Source organism: Mycolicibacterium hodleri (assembly GCF_025822245.1).
Classification (GTDB): domain Bacteria; phylum Actinomycetota; class Actinomycetes; order Mycobacteriales; family Mycobacteriaceae; genus Mycobacterium; species Mycobacterium hodleri.
Genome location: NZ_JACKTL010000078.1, coordinates 1 through 17,048 on the forward strand (window position 1 = coordinate 1; position 17,048 = coordinate 17,048).

12 protein-coding genes and 1 tRNA gene are annotated in these 17,048 nt (G+C 69.9%); 5 read left to right on the top strand and 8 right to left on the bottom strand.

Annotation, left to right across the window (positions count from 1 at the left end):
• Positions 1–61: 61 nt before the first annotated feature.
• Together H7J06_RS31695 and sftH are read right to left on the bottom strand one after the other, a co-directional pair.
• Entirely contained in the window at positions 62–1,117 is a 1,056-nt protein-coding gene (locus H7J06_RS31695) for a PAS domain-containing protein (protein ID WP_264043952.1), read from the bottom strand.
• A gap of 160 nt (positions 1,118–1,277) precedes the next feature.
• On the bottom strand, positions 1,278–3,605 hold the full coding sequence (gene sftH / locus H7J06_RS31700) for a DNA 3'-5' helicase SftH (RefSeq protein WP_372515455.1): 2,328 nt from the start codon (positions 3,603–3,605) through the stop codon (positions 1,278–1,280).
• 110 nt (positions 3,606–3,715) lie between these two features.
• On the opposite strand from sftH, the gene H7J06_RS31705 reads away from it, so the two are divergent.
• Both H7J06_RS31705 and topA read left to right on the top strand, forming a co-directional pair.
• Positions 3,716–4,309, top strand: a complete 594-nt coding sequence (locus H7J06_RS31705) for a hypothetical protein (protein ID WP_264043956.1) — start codon at positions 3,716–3,718, stop codon at positions 4,307–4,309.
• 129 nt (positions 4,310–4,438) lie between these two features.
• Complete coding sequence (gene topA, locus H7J06_RS31710) at positions 4,439–7,255, top strand: type I DNA topoisomerase (protein ID WP_264043958.1); 2,817 nt, start codon at positions 4,439–4,441, stop codon at positions 7,253–7,255.
• On the opposite strand, the gene H7J06_RS31715 is transcribed toward topA, so the two are convergent.
• On the bottom strand, positions 7,252–8,841 hold the full coding sequence (locus tag H7J06_RS31715) for an adenylate/guanylate cyclase domain-containing protein (protein WP_264043960.1): 1,590 nt from the start codon (positions 8,839–8,841) through the stop codon (positions 7,252–7,254). The genes topA and H7J06_RS31715 overlap by 4 nt on opposite strands.
• 93 nt (positions 8,842–8,934) lie before the next feature.
• Here H7J06_RS31715 and H7J06_RS31720 point away from each other — a divergent pair, with 93 nt between their 5' ends.
• Entirely contained in the window at positions 8,935–10,155 is a 1,221-nt protein-coding gene (locus H7J06_RS31720; protein WP_264043962.1) for a DNA polymerase III subunit delta', read from the top strand.
• Positions 10,156–10,222: 67 nt separating this feature from the next.
• Positions 10,223–10,298, top strand: a tRNA-Thr gene (locus H7J06_RS31725).
• A gap of 6 nt (positions 10,299–10,304) precedes the next feature.
• On the opposite strand, the gene H7J06_RS31730 is transcribed toward H7J06_RS31725, so the two are convergent.
• The 3 genes from H7J06_RS31730 to H7J06_RS31740 form a co-directional block, all read right to left on the bottom strand.
• Positions 10,305–11,678, bottom strand: coding sequence for an FAD-binding oxidoreductase (locus tag H7J06_RS31730; RefSeq protein ID WP_264043964.1), 1,374 nt, complete (start codon positions 11,676–11,678; stop codon positions 10,305–10,307).
• Complete coding sequence (locus tag H7J06_RS31735) at positions 11,678–13,141, bottom strand: APC family permease (protein ID WP_264043966.1); 1,464 nt, start codon at positions 13,139–13,141, stop codon at positions 11,678–11,680. Before H7J06_RS31735 ends, H7J06_RS31730 begins: the two co-directional genes overlap by 1 nt.
• Positions 13,142–13,231: 90 nt before the next feature.
• Positions 13,232–14,947 carry a hypothetical protein gene (locus H7J06_RS31740; RefSeq protein ID WP_264044038.1) on the bottom strand — a complete coding sequence of 572 codons (1,716 nt, stop codon included), beginning with the start codon at positions 14,945–14,947 and terminating at the stop codon, positions 13,232–13,234.
• Positions 14,948–15,064: 117 nt separating this feature from the next.
• Between H7J06_RS31740 and H7J06_RS31745 the strand changes: the two genes are divergently transcribed.
• Entirely contained in the window at positions 15,065–16,003 is a 939-nt protein-coding gene (locus H7J06_RS31745; RefSeq protein ID WP_264043968.1) for an NAD-dependent epimerase/dehydratase family protein, read from the top strand.
• Here the strand turns inward: H7J06_RS31745 and H7J06_RS31750 are convergent.
• Both H7J06_RS31750 and ppgS read right to left on the bottom strand, forming a co-directional pair.
• A complete protein-coding gene (locus H7J06_RS31750; protein WP_264043970.1) occupies positions 16,000–16,341 on the bottom strand; it encodes a DUF2304 domain-containing protein in 342 nt (113 codons plus the stop codon). The two genes, H7J06_RS31745 and H7J06_RS31750, sit on opposite strands and share 4 nt — an antisense overlap.
• Positions 16,338–17,036 (bottom strand): polyprenyl-phospho-N-acetylgalactosaminyl synthase PpgS, encoded by a 699-nt coding sequence (gene ppgS, locus H7J06_RS31755; RefSeq protein ID WP_264043973.1) that lies wholly within the window; start codon positions 17,034–17,036, stop codon positions 16,338–16,340. Before ppgS ends, H7J06_RS31750 begins: the two co-directional genes overlap by 4 nt.
• Positions 17,037–17,048: the final 12 nt, after the last annotated feature.

Consider the following 17,048-nt stretch of genomic DNA (forward strand, 5'->3'; position numbering starts at 1 on the left):
GGGGGGGGGGGGGGGGGGGGGGGGGGGGGGGGGGGGGGGGGGGGGGGGGGGGGGGGGGGGGCTAGGTGCGTGCGCGGCGCGCTGCGGACTTGGCCCGCCGAACCGACTTGCGCGACGGAGCCAGTTCGTCGGCCGTCGGCAATCGCATCGACAGCAGACCGGCGTAGGTGTCGGCGGCGACCTCGACGCGGCGGACCGTGACGTGAACCGGCGTCCACCCGCCGTCGAGCGCCCGGAGCCGCAAGACGTGCGCGGCTTCCCCCGAGTCGAATTCGACTGCCATCGCGGCCATTTCCGGCGCGTCGTCGGGGTGGACGATGGGGTCGTCGCCCTCCCGCGCGTGCCAATCGAAGAACGGGCAGGGCTCGTCGAGCCACTTCAGCAGCTTCCACGTGTTCAGGTCGACCAGCGCACGGTGCACGCCGGGTTGAGCCAGGCCGCTGAGGATCCGTTGGGCGAGGTCGTCGGTCCGTTGCCCGGGCTCGTCGCTTGCGGCGCGCCAGTTCATCGCGCGGCAGATCAACCGCTCCCGACCGGCCTCGTCGGCTTCCTCGAGCACCCTGGCCGCGAATCCGACCGTGATCTGCTTGCCCTTGTAGTCCTCGATGTCCCAGGTGCTGCAGAACGTCCGGCCCGCCTCCGGCTTGATGGCCACCGCCAGCACCCGGGCCTCGTCCGGGTTGAGGTTCCGCGAGGGCAGGTCCTCGGCGAAGGCTCGACCCTGGGTGGCCTCGGTGGTGGGGTCCAGCCCGCTGTTCATCAGCGACTCGGGGGTGTCGGTTGCAATGCCGTTCGTCAGGTCCCACTTCAGGGGACCGGGCAGCACGCGGTCCGGGGGATCCTCGTCCAGTGGGCCGACCCACACGTGAACGCCGTGAATCCGACCGTCGGTCATCTGCACGACCTCGGTGCGGATCACCCGGTCGCTCTTGGGGGTCAGGCTGCTCAGCGGCTTGCCCGCCCGCACGGTCTCGTTGATGGCCGTCTGCACCGCCATCAGGTTCGGATTCCTCCGCAGAAAGGCGCTGACCGGCACGAGGTTCCTCGTGTGCTGCCCCTCGGCGACGACGGCTGGTTCGGCGCCAAGTGTCTCCACCAGAAGCCAGTCCTGCGTCATGCCCTCATCCTAGGCGCCGGCGCCAGGGGGCTTAGCCGGAGCGCGCGCCCACAACCAGAATCCGACGGCATTCGTGCAGCGTGGGCAGGGTCGCAGACAATGTGCGACGGGGTGAAGTTGGTTGCGCCGCCCCGAGCCGGGCGCGGTGTTGGCGGTCGTCTCACCCCGGGTGCTTGGCCAATTCGTCGAGCACCAGCCTCAGCACCGTGATCGCACCGGCCTTGTCGAGGGGATCGTTGCCGTTGCCGCACTTCGGCGACTGCACGCACGACGGGCAGCCCGAGGGACACTCGCACGATTCGATCGCCGACGCCGTGGCCTCCCACCAGGTGTTGATCTGCCGGTACCCGCGGTCGGCGAAGCCCGCGCCGCCCGGATGGCCGTCGTAGACGAAGATCGTCGGCGTCCCCGACTCCGGGCCCACCGCCGTCGACACGCCGCCGATGTCACCGCGGTCGCAGCTCGCGACCAGGGGGAGCAACCCGATCGCCGCATGCTCGGCGGCGTGCAGCGACCCCGGCACCCGGACGTCGTCGACGCCGCTGTCCGCCAACGCCTCCGGCTCGATCGTGCACATGACCGCCATGGTCTCCAGCGTCTGGGTGGGCATGTCGAGGTCGACGAAGTCGATTACCTCGCCGTTCATCCGCCGGCGCAGGAAGCCGATCACGGTGTGGCTCACCGAGACCGGCACGATGCCGACGGTGATCGGACCTCTCGTGTGCCGCTCCCCGGGACCGGTCACGGCCACGTCGGTCAACTCCCGAGCCGAGGTGGAGTAGCCGGGGTCGTCGGCGTGGACGAAGGCGATGCCGTCCTCGAAGTCGAGCGAGTCGACCACGTAGGTCTCGCCCTGGTGCAGGTAGACCGCACCGGGATGGATCGACGACGGTGCCTGGCCCGCGCCGGTGCTGCCCAGCATTCGACCCGTGCCGGTCTCGACGATGGCGATCTGCCCGCCGGTGGACCCGCGGATGTCCACGGCGGGGTGGGGATCCAACCCGGGCGCGGGATAGTAGCCGGCGGCACGACGCCGGAGCAGGCTGTCGTCGACCAGGGCGTCGGCCACCGCCTCGGCGTTCCAGGTCCGCACCTCGGCCTCGGTGAGAGGCAATTCGGTTGCCGCGCACAGCAACTGGGGACCCAGGACGTAGGGGTTGGTCGGATCGATCACCACGCGTTCGATGGGCTTGTCCAACAACGCCGCGGGGTGGTGCACCAGGTAGGTGTCCAGCGGATCGTCCCTGGCGATCAACACGATCAGGGCGCTCTGCCCACGTCGTCCCGCCCGCCCCGCCTGCTGCCAGAACGACGCCACCGTGCCGGGGAACCCGGCCAGCACCACCGCGTCGAGGCCTGCGATGTCGACCCCCAACTCGAGGGCGTTGGTGGTGGCCAGACCGCGTAGCTCGCCGTCGGACAGGGCGCGCTCCAGGGCACGCCGGTCCTCGGCGAGATATCCGGCGCGATAGGACGCCACCAGGTGGGCGAGGTCGGGTGCGACGTCCTCCAGTCGCGCCCGCGCCCCCAGGGCGGTGAGCTCCGCGCCGCGTCGGGACCTGACGAAGGTCAACGTCCTCGCGCCCTCGGCGATCAGATCGGCCATCACCCGTGACGCCTCCGATCCCGCGGAACGTCGTACCGGAGCGCCGTTCTCGCCCGTGATGTCGTCGCGCAGAGCGGGTTCCCACAGCGCCACGGTCCGGCCGCCCTGCGGTGAGCCGTCGTCTGTCACCTCGGCGACGGTGTGGCCCAACAACTCCGACGCGGTGGCGGCGGGTGCGGACGTGGTCGCGCTGGCGAAGACGACGGTCGGGCCGCCGCCGTCGGGGGAGTACCGCTCGCACAGGCGCACCAGGCGGCGCAGCACCATCGCCACGTTGGAGCCGAAGATGCCACGGTAGTAATGGCATTCGTCGACCACCACGTACTTCAGGTTGCGCAGGAACACCGCCCAACGGGGATGGTTGCGCAGCAGCGACAGGTGGATCATGTCGGGGTTGGAGAAGATCCACCGCGACCGTTCGCGGGCCAGCCGTCGCGCGTCGTTGGAGCTGTCCCCGTCATACGGACTCGGCGCCACGTCACGCAACCGGGGGACCGCGTTGGTCAGCGCCTGCGCGGCCCGCAACTGGTCGTGGCCGAGGGCCTTGGTCGGCGAAAGGTACAGCGCCCGGGCCCGCGGGTCCGCCGCGAGTGTCGTCAGGATCGGCAACTGATAGGCCAGCGACTTGCCCGACGCGGTACCGGTGCTGAGCACCACGTGCCGGCCGGAGTGGGCGAGGTCGGCCGCGGCCGCCTGGTGGGACCAGGGCTGCGTGACGCCGCGGTCGACGAATGCCGCGACGACGTCCGGGTCGGCCCATGGCGGCCAGGGTTGGGTCCGGGCCCGCCGGGGCGCCAGATCGGCCACGTGGCGCAGCGGATGCTCGTCGAACTCGGTGCCCTCGACGGCGCGGGCGAGCAGCTCGCGGCCGAAGTCCGACACCCCCTCAGCCACGCTCCCCCCTCTCGACGTCGTCGACCACTCCATGATCGTCCATGGCCGCGCGGCCCGGTGTCGCGGCGGGAAAGCCTCGCTGGCCTACTGTCGGGATCGTGAGCCAGCTGTCCTTCTTCTCGGCAGAGGCGGTGCCGCCTGCGGTCGCCGACCTGACCGGGATCCTGGCTGCGCCGGGTCAGGTGGTGGTCGTCGGCCAGGGTGACGACCGGGCCGCCCGCCTGTCGGTCGTGGTCGACGCGGAGTGGCGCGCGGAGGCGCTGGCCGAGATGATCGCCGACGCGGGATTGGTGCCGGAGATCGGGCGGACGGACGAGAACACCCCGCTGGTGCGGACGGCGCCCGACCCCCGGCTGTCGGCCATTGCGAAGAACTGGACGCGCGGCGCGGTGAAGACCGTCCCGCCCCAGTGGTTGCCCGGCCCGCGCGAGCTGCGGGCGTGGACCCTGGCCGCCGGAGTGCCCGAGGCGGACCGGTACCTCCTCGGACTGGACCCGCACGCCCCGGATACGCATACCGCACTCGCGGCGGCGATGATGAGGGTAGGAATAGCACCAACCTTGATTGGTACTCGCGGGGCGCACCCGGCGCTGCGGATCAGCGGCCGCAGACGCCTATCGCGCCTGGTAGAGAACGTGGGGGAACCACCGGAGGACCCTGAGGCGTTTCACAGCTGGCCGCACTCGCGGTGAGCTCCATGGACGGAGCCAGTTTGCGTAGGCTCGTCCGTAGTGCCAAATTGTCAGTTGCCGCGGGCTGGTGGGACGACTGATTCAGTGGTCCCGCGCTTTCGGCAACATAGAAGTGGAGCGTAAACACAGTTGGCTGACCAGGACGGTGGCAGCGGCAACGGCAGGGTTCGGCGACTCGTCATAGTCGAGTCGCCCACCAAGGCGCGCAAGATCGCAGGCTATCTGGGATCGAACTACATCGTGGAATCGTCGCGTGGACACATCCGCGACCTGCCACGAGCGGCCGCCGACGTGCCCGCGAAGTACAAGACCGAGCCGTGGGCGCGCCTCGGGGTCAACGTCGACGCCGACTTCGAACCGCTCTACATCATCAGCCCCGAGAAGAAGAGCACCGTCGCCGAACTGAAGGCGCTGCTCAAGGACGTCGACGAGCTGTACCTTGCGACGGACGGTGACCGGGAGGGCGAGGCGATCGCCTGGCACCTGCTGGAAACCCTCAAGCCGCGCATCCCCGTCAAGCGGATGGTGTTCCACGAGATCACCGAGTCGGCCATCCGGGCCGCCGCCGACGACCCCCGCGACCTCGACATCGACCTGGTCGACGCGCAGGAGACCCGCCGCATCCTCGACCGCCTCTACGGCTACGAGGTCAGCCCCGTGCTCTGGAAGAAGGTCGCGCCGAAGCTGTCGGCCGGCCGGGTCCAGTCGGTGGCCACGCGGATCATCGTGCAGCGCGAACGCGAGCGCATGGCGTTCCGCAGCGCCGGGTACTGGGACGTCACCGCCGAACTCGACGCGTCGGTCTCCGACGCGGAGGCGTCACCGCCGAAGTTCACCGCCAAGCTCAACTCGGTCGACGGCAAGCGCGTGGCCAGCGGTCGCGACTTCGACTCCCTCGGCGGTCTGCGCAAGCCCGACGAGGTGCTGGTGCTCACCGAGCAGGCGGCGTCGGCGTTGGCCGGCAACCTGCGCGGCGCGCAGCTCAGCGTCGCGTCGGTCGAACAGAAGCCGTACACCCGCCGGCCTTACCCGCCGTTCATGACGTCGACGCTGCAGCAGGAGGCCGGCCGCAAGCTGCGCTTCTCCTCGGAGCGCACGATGAGCATCGCGCAGCGGTTGTACGAGAACGGCTACATCACCTACATGCGTACCGACTCGACGACGCTGTCGGAGACGGCGATCAACGCGGCCCGCAACCAGGCCAGGCAGCTCTACGGCGAGGAGTACGTCCACCCGACGGCCCGCCAGTACACCCGCAAGGTGAAGAACGCGCAGGAGGCCCACGAGGCCATCAGGCCGTCGGGCGACGTGTTCCAGACCCCCGGGCAGCTGCACTCCGCGCTGGACAACGACGAGTTCCGGCTCTACGAGCTGATCTGGCAGCGCACCGTGGCCTCGCAGATGGCCGACGCGCGGGGGACGACGCTGAGCCTGCGCATCGCCGGCGCCGCCAGTTCGGGCGAGCAGGTCGTGTTCAGCGCCAGCGGTCGCACCATCACCTTCGCCGGCTTCCTGAAGGCCTACGTCGAGAGTCTCGACGAGCAGGCCGGCGGCGAGGCCGACGACGCCGAGAGCCGCCTGCCCAACCTGACGCAGGGGCAGCGGGTCGACGCATCCGACCTGACCGCCGACGGGCACACCACCAGTCCGCCCGCGCGCTACACCGAGGCGTCGCTGATCAAGTCCCTCGAAGAGCTGGGCATCGGCCGTCCGTCGACCTACTCGTCGATCATCAAGACGATCCAGGATCGCGGCTACGTCCACAAGAAGGGCAGCGCGCTGGTCCCGTCGTGGGTGGCGTTCGCCGTCATCGGGTTGCTCGAGCAGCACTTCGGTCGCCTGGTGGACTACGACTTCACCGCGGCCATGGAGGACGAGCTCGACGAGATCGCCTCGGGCAACGAGCGACGAACCAACTGGCTCAACAACTTCTACTTCGGCGGCGACCACGGCGTGGACGGCTCGATCGCCCGCGCCGGTGGGCTGAAGAAGCTGGTCGGCGGCAACCTCGAGGAGATCGACGCGCGAGTCGTCAACTCCATCAAGCTGTTCGACGACGACCAAGGCCGGGCGATCAACGTCCGCGTCGGCCGCAACGGGCCGTACCTGGAGCGGATGATCCCCGATCCGGACAACCCGGGTGAGCTCAAGCCGCAGCGGGCCAACCTCAAGGACGAGCTGACCCCCGACGAGCTGACCCTCGAGCTCGCCGAGAAGCTGTTCTCCACCCCGCAGGAGGGGCGTTCACTCGGCGTCGACCCCGAGTCCGGCCACGAAATCGTGGCCAAGGACGGGCGATACGGGCCGTACGTCACCGAGGTGCTGCCCGCGCCGCCGGAGGAGCCCGACGACGGTGCGCCTGCGAAGAAGGGCAAGAAGCCGCCGGTGGGTCCCAAGCCGCGGACGGGTTCCCTGCTGCAGTCGATGGATCTGGAGACGATCACTCTCGACGACGCGCTGAAGCTGCTGTCGCTGCCCCGCGTCGTCGGCGTCGACCCCTCGAACAACGAGGAGATCACCGCGCAGAACGGCCGCTACGGCCCATACCTGAAGCGCGGCACCGACTCTCGTTCGTTGGCCAACGAGGAGCAGATGTTCACCATCACCCTCGAGGAAGCGCTGAAGATCTACTCGGAGCCCAAGCGGCGCGGCCGGCAGGGCGCCGCGACGCCTCCGCTGCGCGAGTTGGGCAACGACCCGGTGTCGGAGAAGCCGATGGTGATCAAGGACGGCCGTTTCGGTCCGTACGTCACCGACGGCGAGACCAATGCCAGCCTCCGCAAGGGCGACGACGTCATGTCGATCACCGACGGCCGGGCCTCTGAACTGCTGGCCGACCGTCGTGCGCGTGGACCCGTCAAGAAGAAGGCGCCCGCCAAGAAGGCCGTCAAGAAGACGCCCGCGAAGAAGGCGCCCGCCAAGAAGGCCGCGGCCAAGAAGGGCTAGTTCTGCGCCTGGCTCGAAACCCGCCGGGACGCCGCCAGATTGAGTGGCCTGGCCAACTGGGTGGGTGCACCACGGCCACGCAGTTCGACGATCTCGCCGACGTCCCAGCGCAACGCCTCGGCGTCGAGGGCGCCGCTCACCGCGATGGCCGACGCCAGTACGTGGCCTTCTTCGAGCTTCGCCAGCTCGGTGAGCCGGGCGGCCTCGTTGACCGGGTCGCCGATGACGGTGTACTCGAATCGGGCCTGGGCGCCGATGTGACCGGCGATGGCCCGGCCCGCGGACACCCCGATGCCAAAGTCGGTCTGGCCCAACACCTCGATGAGTTCGTCGTGCAGTTCCCGGGAAGCGGCCAGCGCCGCACCGGAGGCGTCGGGGTGCTCGATCGGGGCGCCGAAGATGGCGAGTGCGGCGTCACCCTGGAACTTGTTGACGAATCCGCCGTGCCGGTTGACGCTGTCGACGATGACGCGGAAGAACTCGTTGAGGAGGCTGACGACCTCGGCCGCGGGTCGGGTCGAGGCGAGCTGGGTGGACCCCACCAGGTCGACGAACAGGACGGCGACGTCGCGTTCCTGGCCGCCCAGCTCGGTGCCGCGTTCGAGCGCGCGACGGGCGACGTCCTCGCCGACGTAGCGGCCGAAGAGGTCCCGGAGGCGTTGTCGTTCGGCGAGGTCGCGGACCATGTCGTTGAATCCGGCTTGCAGCAGGCCCAATTCGCTGGCGTCGTAGATCTGCATGTGGGCGTTGTAGTTGCCGCGCTGCACCTCGCCGAGGGCCCAGCGCAGTTGACGCAGGGGGTCGGCGATCGACATGGCCACCAGCACCGTGCCGGCCAGCCCGATGACCAGAGCGGCGACGGCCAGCAGCAGGATCGGGGTGTTGAGGCGCTGCGCGGGTGCGGTCAGTATCTCGAACTTGCTGGCCACCAGCGCCAGCACGATGGCGAGGATCGGCACGCCGGTCGACAGCACCCAGGTGAGCACCTGCCGCTGGATCACCCCGGGCGCCTTGAAGCTCTCGGGGACCCCGCCCCGCAACGCGGCGACGGCGACGGGCCGCAGCACGCGCTCGGACTGCAGGTACCCGATGATGGCGGTCGCGGTGGCGCCGAGGGCGGCGGCCACGGCGACCACGGGCGCCGACCGGCTGGCGACGGGCCAGCTGGCGACGATGAACACGATCGAGCCGAGGAACCAGTTCGAGACGTTGATCACGGACCGGTAGAAGGGCATCCTCAGGGCCCGCACGCGGGCCAGGTCGGTCACCGCTGGGTCACCACCCCCGAGCAGGCTGTCGCGGCGCTGCCAGCGGATCACCGGAATCAGCAGTCGCAGGGTCAGCCAGGACAGGATCGTGAACGACACGAACAGGTAGCCCAGGAAGACGGCCAGGTTGAGGGTGGGGAGGTCCTGGAGCTGGATGCGGTCCTCCGCGGGCAGCCCGAACCGCAGGAAGCCGAGCACGAACAGGGCGCCGATGATGTCGGCCTGCAGCATGCCGAGGGTGAACACCGGCCACGGCGTACGCGCGACCCACCGAACGAAGGCGGTGATACGCCCCATCGGTGGTGTCGGCCCGGTCATCCGTCAACCGTATCGGTCCACGGCCGTCGGCACGGGCGCTGCCGTCGAGGTCGTCGGTGTAGGTGTCGGCCGCGACCACTAGGGTGGCGCCTGATGAGCGGTGTTTTCTCGCGTCTGGTGGGTCAGGACGCCGTCGAAGCGGAACTGGTCGCCGCCGCGCGCGCGGCCCGCGGTGATTCGGCTCACAACCCGCTGGGCACCGGCGCCATGGGTGGCCGGATGACGCACGCGTGGCTGATCACGGGGCCTCCCGGGTCCGGTCGGTCCATCGCGGCGGTGTGCTTCGCCGCGGCCTTGCAGTGCACGTCCGACGGCGTGCCGGGATGCGGGGAGTGTCGCGCCTGCACCACGACGATGGCGGGCACCCACGCCGACGTGCGCCGGATCATTCCCGAGGGTCTGTCGATCGGCGTCAAGGAGATGCGCGACATCGTCCAGATCGCGTCGCGGCGGCCGGGCACCGGGCGGTGGCAGGTCGTGGTGGTCGAGGATGCCGACCGGCTCACCGAGGGCGCGGCGAACGCCCTGCTCAAGGTGGTCGAGGAGCCGCCCGCGTCGACGGTGTTCCTGCTGTGCGCGCCGTCGGTCGACCCGGAGGACATCGCGATCACCCTGCGGTCGCGCTGCCGGCACGTCGCCCTGGTGACCCCGCGGCTGGACGCGATCGCCCGAGTGTTGGTCGACGTCGACGGCATGGACGAGAAGAACGCCACGTGGGCGGCGTCGGTCAGCGGCGGCCACGTCGGGCGGGCCCGCCGGCTGGCCACCGACGAGCAGGCCAGGAGCCGCCGGGAACGCGCGCTGGGGCTGGCGCGCGACGCGGCGACGCCGGCGCGGGCCTACGCCGCCGCCGAGGAGCTGGTGGCCACCGCGGAGGACGAGGCCAAGGCGCTCACCGGCGACCGCAACGAGGCCGAGACCGAGGAACTGCGGACGGCGCTCGGTGGTGGCGGCACCGGCAAGGGTGCCGCGGGTGCGCTGCGGGGCGCCGCCGGAGCCCTCAAGGACCTGGAGAAACGCCAGAAGTCGCGGCAGACGCGGGCCTCGCGCGACGCGCTGGACCGGGCGCTGATCGACCTGGCCACCTATTTTCGCGACGCCATGCTGGTGTCGTCCGGGGCGGGCGGCCTTCAGGCCAACCATCCCGACATGGCGGACAAGGCCGCGGCGATGGCCGCACACGTCCCACCCGACCGGCTGCTGCGCTGCATCGAGGCGGTGCTCGAGTGCCGCGACGCGCTGGCGATGAACGTCAAGCCCAAGTTCGCCGTCGACGCGCTGGTGGCCACCGTTGGGCAGGCCCTTCGCGGTTGAGGGCCGATCGTTTTGGGTTGGCGACGGTGCCTGCCGTAGACTCGTCCCGCCTGGCTGACCAGGCGTCGCCGCCTTAGCTCAGTCGGTAGAGCATCTCACTCGTAATGAGAAGGTCTGGGGTTCGATTCCCCAAGGCGGCCCCATTTTTTTCACCCCGTCGCGTCGACGCTCTGTTCGAATCGGAACACCGCGTGCGGGTCGTAGGTCGCCTTGACCGCGCGCAACCGCTCGACGTTGGCGCCCCAGTAGGCGGTCGCGAAGTCGGGGTCGCCGGCGTTGGGCACGTTGACGTAGGCCCCGTCGACGAAGGGCGCCAACGCCGTCGCGAAGTCGGTGGTCCACTGAATGCACCGCGCGGTGAGCGCCTCGTCCGGCGCCGGTCCGCCGCGAGTTCCCCAGCCGGCGCCCGGCTCGGCGTAGAACAGCGAGTGGCGATGGGCGAACGCGGAGCCGCCGGCCGGCTCGCTGCGGGTGACCGCGCCGCCGAACGCGTTGGTGAAGTAGTTGCAGCCCGGTGTCGGGGCCGCCGCCAGGAACGAGGCGATCAGTTCGACAGCCTCGTCGGGAAGGGGCCGGGAAATGAACTGGGAGAGGAACTTCCAATTCGCCGGCTCGTCGCACTCCGGGATCTGAAAGCCTGCGTAGATCTCGGCCCAGTTGCCGTCGAGCGTGGAGACCGCCGGGTCGCCGACGGCCAGGATGGGCGCGAGGAGGTCGGCGGCCTCGGCGGCGGATCCGTCGACGAGTACGGCGATCAGCCGGATTTCGGCCGGGCCCATCTCCAGCTGGCTGGTCATCCGCTCGTCGACGAACGGCGCGCAATCCTGCCACGCGCGGAAGACCTCGCGAAGGTGGGTCAGACCCGGCCAGGTCGCGGTGACGTAGACGGTCTGCCGCACCGGACGCACCTGGTAGGTCAGCGACGTGACGACGCCGAAGTTGCCGTTGCCCGCGCCCCGCAGCGCCCACAGCAGCTCGGCGTGGTGGTGTTCGTCGACGGTGATCGCTTCGGCACGGTCGACCCCGGAGGCAACGACGATCTCGGCGGCGAGCAGGTTGTCCGACGCCATCCCGAAGGCCCGTGTCAGCAAGCCGAACCCACCGCCGAGCGTGGCTCCGACCAGGCCGACGGAGCCCTCCGTGCCGGTCGGCGCGGCGACCCCGGCCGCGCCGAGCGCGGTCACGGCCTGCAACTGGTTGAGCCCGGCCCCGACCGTCGCCGTCCCGGCCGCCACGTCGACCGCGGCGGAGGTCATCTCGCTGACGTCGATCACGATGCCGTCGTCGACGGTGTTCCAACCCTCCAGGCAGTGCCCGCCGCTGCGTACCCGCACGGGCACGTGGTGGCGCCGCGCCCATGTCAGCGCGGTGACGACGTCGCTTGTCTCCCTGGCGAATACGATCGCCAGCGGTCGGTGGTCGAACAACAGGTTCCAGCCGGCGCGGGCGGTCGGGTACTCGTCGTCGTCGGGTAGGACGACGCGTCCGGTCAGGCCGGCCAGCCCCTCGGCGGTCGACGTCATCAGATCGCCATCGGCTCGCCGGGCTCGGACTCGAGAACCCGTCGACGGAAGATCATCAGGTACGCGAAGTACAGCCCACCCACCGCGAGGAGGCCGGCGACGATCACGACCGCCGTGCCCGCGCTGGCCGGGGACAGCAGGATGACGAGCACGCACACCGACCAGATCAGCGCCGCGACGGCGACCGGCATCTCGAAGCGGCCGAGGGTGAAGCCGCCCTCCTTGTGCTCCAGTCGCTTTCGCACCGACAGGTAGAGCACCACGATCCCGCCGTAGGTCAACGCGATCAGCACGGTGCCCGAGGTGATCAGCTCCAGCAGGGCGTCACCGGGCAGTGCGACCAGTATGGCGGTGCCGAGGACGACGGGCAGGATCGTCGCCGGGATCGGCGTCTTGGTGTGGCCGTCCACTCGCTTCATCAGGCGTGGCGCCGGGAAGCGGTCGTCGCGCGCCATCGCGAAGATCATGCGCGAGCAGCTGGTCAGGGTGACCATCCCGCCGCCGAAGAAGGCGATGGCGATCGCGACCAGGAACACGCGTTCGGTGACGGTGCCGAGCTGGTCGCCCATGATCGTGGCGACCGGCGACTCGGCGGCGGTCACCGCGGGGATGTCGGTGATGGCGACGGTCAGGGCGATCAGGAACAGCATGCCCAGAACACCAGCCGCGACAACCGATCCCACGATGGCCCGGGGGACGGTGCGGAAGGGATCCTTGGCCTCCTCGGCCATGTTGGCCGCCGCGTCGAAGCCCACCAGGGTGGCCAGGCCGACGATCATGACGGCCGCCAGCCCACCGCCCATCGCGAAGTAGTCGGTCGCCCCCGTGGTGGTGCCGCGCGAGGTGAGGTTGTCGACCGAACCGTGGCCGGTCACCGCCACTGCGACCAGCAGCGCGACCACCAACACCACCACGATGGTCAGCTCGACGCCGACGGCCACCGAGTTCAGCAGCGCGACGATCTTCGTCGAGGCGATCGCCAACACGGCCTGGATCACCATCAGCACGACGGTGATGACCCGCGCGGTGGTCTCGTCGGGCGCCATGTCGAACAGGGGCATGAGGCACTGGCTGGCCATCGCGCTGTTGATGGCCATCAGGCCGGTGATCAGATAGCAGAAGGTGAGCCAGCCGAAGAACCAGCCGATCTTCGGGTTGGCCAGTCGTGACGCCCATTGGTACGACGAGCCGGACAGCGCGATCCTGGCGGCGAATTGGGCGATCACCAGTGCTATCAGAAGCTGTCCGAGTGCCGCGACGATCCAGGTCCAGATGCCCACCGGACCGGAGTTGCGCAGGAGGTCGTCGTAGGTGCCGAAGATGCCGACGGCCACCGAGATGAACGCGAAGGAAATGGCGAACACTTGGAACGATCCGAGTGTCCGCTTGAGCTCCGGCTCGTAGCCGCCGTCCCCGTCTGCCTGGCCCGCCGCCGCGGGATCTGCCGTGTGCTCTGCCGTCATGGGCTGAGTATGGGGGTCGGTGGCACCACACGGATGGGGGTTGGACTACTGCACTTTTCGTGGCGACCGAGGCGGGACTACTGCATGTCGTCAGGGAGGCGCCACGTAGCCGACGGGTCCCGACGCCAGACACACCGACAGCGCCGAGGTGTTCGCGACGGCGATGACCGCGTTGCCCGCCCCCGACAGCCGCACGAAGACGCGGTTGAGCCCGGGATGGACCGGCACGCGGGTGGCGTCGCCGTCGGACAGCGCGAAGGTCATCGAACCGTCGTTGTTGGCCAGGTAGTTGATCTCGGCGGTCCACTCCGTCGGCAGCATCGGACCGTCCAACGGCATCCTGACCGGGGCGTCTGGCTGAACGAGATAGCCGCACTGGGGCTTTGGCCCGGGAAGGGTGTGCCGAACCCACGTCACCTGGGCGTCGACCAGTCGGCCCTTGCGGTCGAAGGTGCGCAGATCGGTTGTGCTGGTGCTGAATTCGGGTCGATCGCGCACGAGGGCGAACACGTGACCGAACAGATTGTCTGGCCACGCGAAGCGTTGCAGGATCAGCGGGTCGACCTCCTGTTCCAGCAGGGGCGCCGTGGTGGTGGCGTTGGCCGCGGCGAGACTGCTCAACACGTTGGCGACGTAGGCCCGCGTCGGGTTGTCACGCCATCGCGCCGTGAACGTGGCGGTGGAGTAGCCGCAACTGACGACGAACAGGGCGGCGCACCCCACGACGACCGCCGTGCGCACCCGGGAGGCGTCCAGCCGCGCGGAACTCGCCCGATTCGGTGCGAGGAACCCGACGGCCGCCAGCAGCGTGAGCATCACCGCCAGGTCGGGGAGGTAGCGCAGGGTCTGCGCCAATTCGATGGCGGTGAAGCGCGACGAGCGCATCAGGTAGATCGGCAGCTGGCAGGCCACGACGTATCCCGCCGCGGCGAACCACAGCACGCGAGCGTGTTCCTTGCGGGCCACCGACAGCGCGATCACCGCCCCCAGTACCAGCCACCCCACCACCATGACCGGCCACTGCGGCAGGGCCCACGGCGACGACGGCGCCCAGCGCTCCCACTGCCACGGGCCGCCGATCAGCGCGGGCACGATGCCGTGGGTGACGGACCGCACCAGCAGGTCACCGGTCATGGCGAAGTCCAGCGTCCACCGCCGCTGGTCGACGACGAGCAGGTAGATCGCGACCCACGCCGCCGTCAGGGCGCCGGTGGCGGTCCAGAGCCGAAGCCCGCCGCGCCACACGGTGGTCAGCGCGGACCGGTCGCCTTGGACGTAGGCGAGCAGGGCCGCGACGGCGAACGCCGCGAACGGAATGACCGCGGCCTTCTCGAAGAACGTCAGCCCGACGAAGAACACCAGGGCTCCGGTGAGTGCGTACCGCTGATTGCCGGTGCGCACCAACAGGATCGCGTCGGCACACACCCAGGCCATGGCGGCCGTCATCGGCAGCGCGTTGAGCGCCGCCGCCCACCACGCGAAGGCGGGCAGGGACAGCGGAGAGAACAGCGCGAAGGTCAGCGGGATCAGCAGCAGCGGCCGCCACCCCAGGATCACGTGCAGGGCCCGCAGGATCGCCAGCGACGCCACCAGCTGCAGCAGCACCAGGCTGACGGCCGGGCCGATCCAGCTGAACGGCGCGAGCTTGGCGATCGCGCCCGCGACGAGGAACGCCGCGGGCATGACGTGCCCGTCGTGGTCGTCGAACAGATACGCCGGGGACCAGAGCTCGTGGGTGCCGGCGCGGGCGACGAGGATCAGGTCGTCCCAGTAGAAGTAGCCCTGGAAGGCGAGCACCGCGCGCATGACCAGTTGGACGACGATCAGCGCCGCGGCGGCATACAGGACCCAACGCGCCCCAGGTCGCCACGCTCCCAGCCGCCGAATCACCGGTGCGACTGTACGTGTCGGTATGGTGACCCGGTGCGGACACTCGTCACCGGAGCAGCTGGCTTCATCGGATCAACGCTGGTAGAGCGACTGCTGGCGGACGGTCACGCCGTCGTCGGCGTCGACGACCTGAGCTCGGGCAACCCCGTGAACATCGTCGAGGCGGAGCGGCACGACGCCTACGAGTTCGCCAAGGCCGACATCGTGGACGCCGATCTGCTGGGACTGGTCGCCGACACCCAGCCGGAGGTGATCTTCCACCTGGCGGCCCAGATCTCGGTGAGTCGTTCCGTCGACGACGCCCAGTTCGACTCCAGCGTCAACGTGGTCGGCACGGTGCGCCTCGCGGAGGCCGCCCGCAAGGCGGGCGTCCGCAAGATCGTCCACACCTCCTCCGGCGGCTCCATCTACGGGACGCCGCCGGTCTACCCGACCGACGAGACCGTGCCGGTCAACCCGTCGTCGCCCTACGCCGCCAGCAAGGTGTGCGGCGAGGTCTACCTCAACATGTTCCGCAACCTGTACGACCTGGACTGCTCGCACATCGCGCCGGCCAACGTCTACGGGCCGCGCCAGGACCCGCACGGCGAGGCCGGCGTCGTCGCGATCTTCGCCAAGGCGCTCCTGGCCGGCAAGACCACCAAGATCTTCGGTGACGGCTCCGACACCCGGGACTACGTGTTCGTCGACGACGTCGTCGACGCGTTCGTCCGGGCCAGCGGCCAGGCAGGCAGCGGGCAGCGGTTCAACGCGGGCACGGGAGTCGAGACCTCGACGCGCGCGCTGCACAGCGCGGTCGCCGCCGCCGCGGGCGCGCCCGACGAGCCGGAGCTGCATCCGCCCCGGCTTGGGGATCTGCGGAGGTCCTGTCTGGACATCGGCCGGGCCGTCGACGTGCTCGGCTGGACGCCCAAGGTGCCGCTGGCCGAGGGCATCGACCGCACGGTCGCGTTCTTCCGCGACCAGGCCTAGCGGGGATCGGGGGCGCGCGCGCCCTCCAGCGCGACGGCCCGCGCCAGTTGGGCGTACCGCAGCTCCAGGTCCTTGAAGCGCAGGTAGGTGCTGATGGTGGTGAACAGGAACGCGACGATCAGCGCGTACTCCAGCAGGTCGGCGCCCCGGGCGACGCCGAGCCAGTTCGCCACCACGGTGGTGTCGTCGGGGCGGACGATCGCGTACACCCCCGCGAGGACGAACAGCACGTAGCCGATCTTCACCCACGCCTTGGCCTGCGCGCTGCGCCGGGAGCGCAGCAGGTAGACCAGCAGCACGAGCACGGCCGCGATCAGCAGAACCTGAATCCAGTTCATCGGCGCATCCTCTTTCGCAGCAACCCGTCGAAGACGATGTTGACGCCGTTGACCAACGGCTGACCCTTCGACATCGAATAGTCGGTGTACAGGATTTCGACGGGCTCCTCGGCCACCCGCCAACCGTTTTCGACGATCAGGGCGACGATCTCACTGGCGTGCGCCATGCCGCTCATCGTCAGGTTCAACCCGTCGGCGACGGTCTTGTCGAAGACCCGCAGCCCGTTGTGTGCGTCGGTCAGCCCGAGCTTGCGACTGGTGGGGCTGACCTTGGCGATCACGGGGAAGACCAGACGCCGCAGCAGGGGCATGTTGTTCGGCGTGCCGTCGGCGAAGCGCGTTCCCACCACGATGTCGAGGTCCTCGGTGCGGAGGCGGTCGATCATCCGGACGACGTCGGCGATGCGGTGCTGGCCGTCGGCGTCGAACGTCGCGAAGACGGCGGCCCCCGGCCGGCTGCGGGCGTATTCGACGCCGGTCTGGATGGCGGCGCCCTGACCGAGGTTGACGGGGTGGCGCACGACGTGGGCCCCGGCCCGCCAGGCCTGCTCGGCGGTGTCGTCGCGGCTGCCGTCGTCGACGCAGACCACGTTGTCGAAGACCGAGCGAACGTCGGTGACGACCTCGGAGATCACGGTCGCCTCGTTGAACGCGGGTATGACGATCCAGGTGTCGCCATGGGGGTTGCCTCGCATGTCAGTGCATCA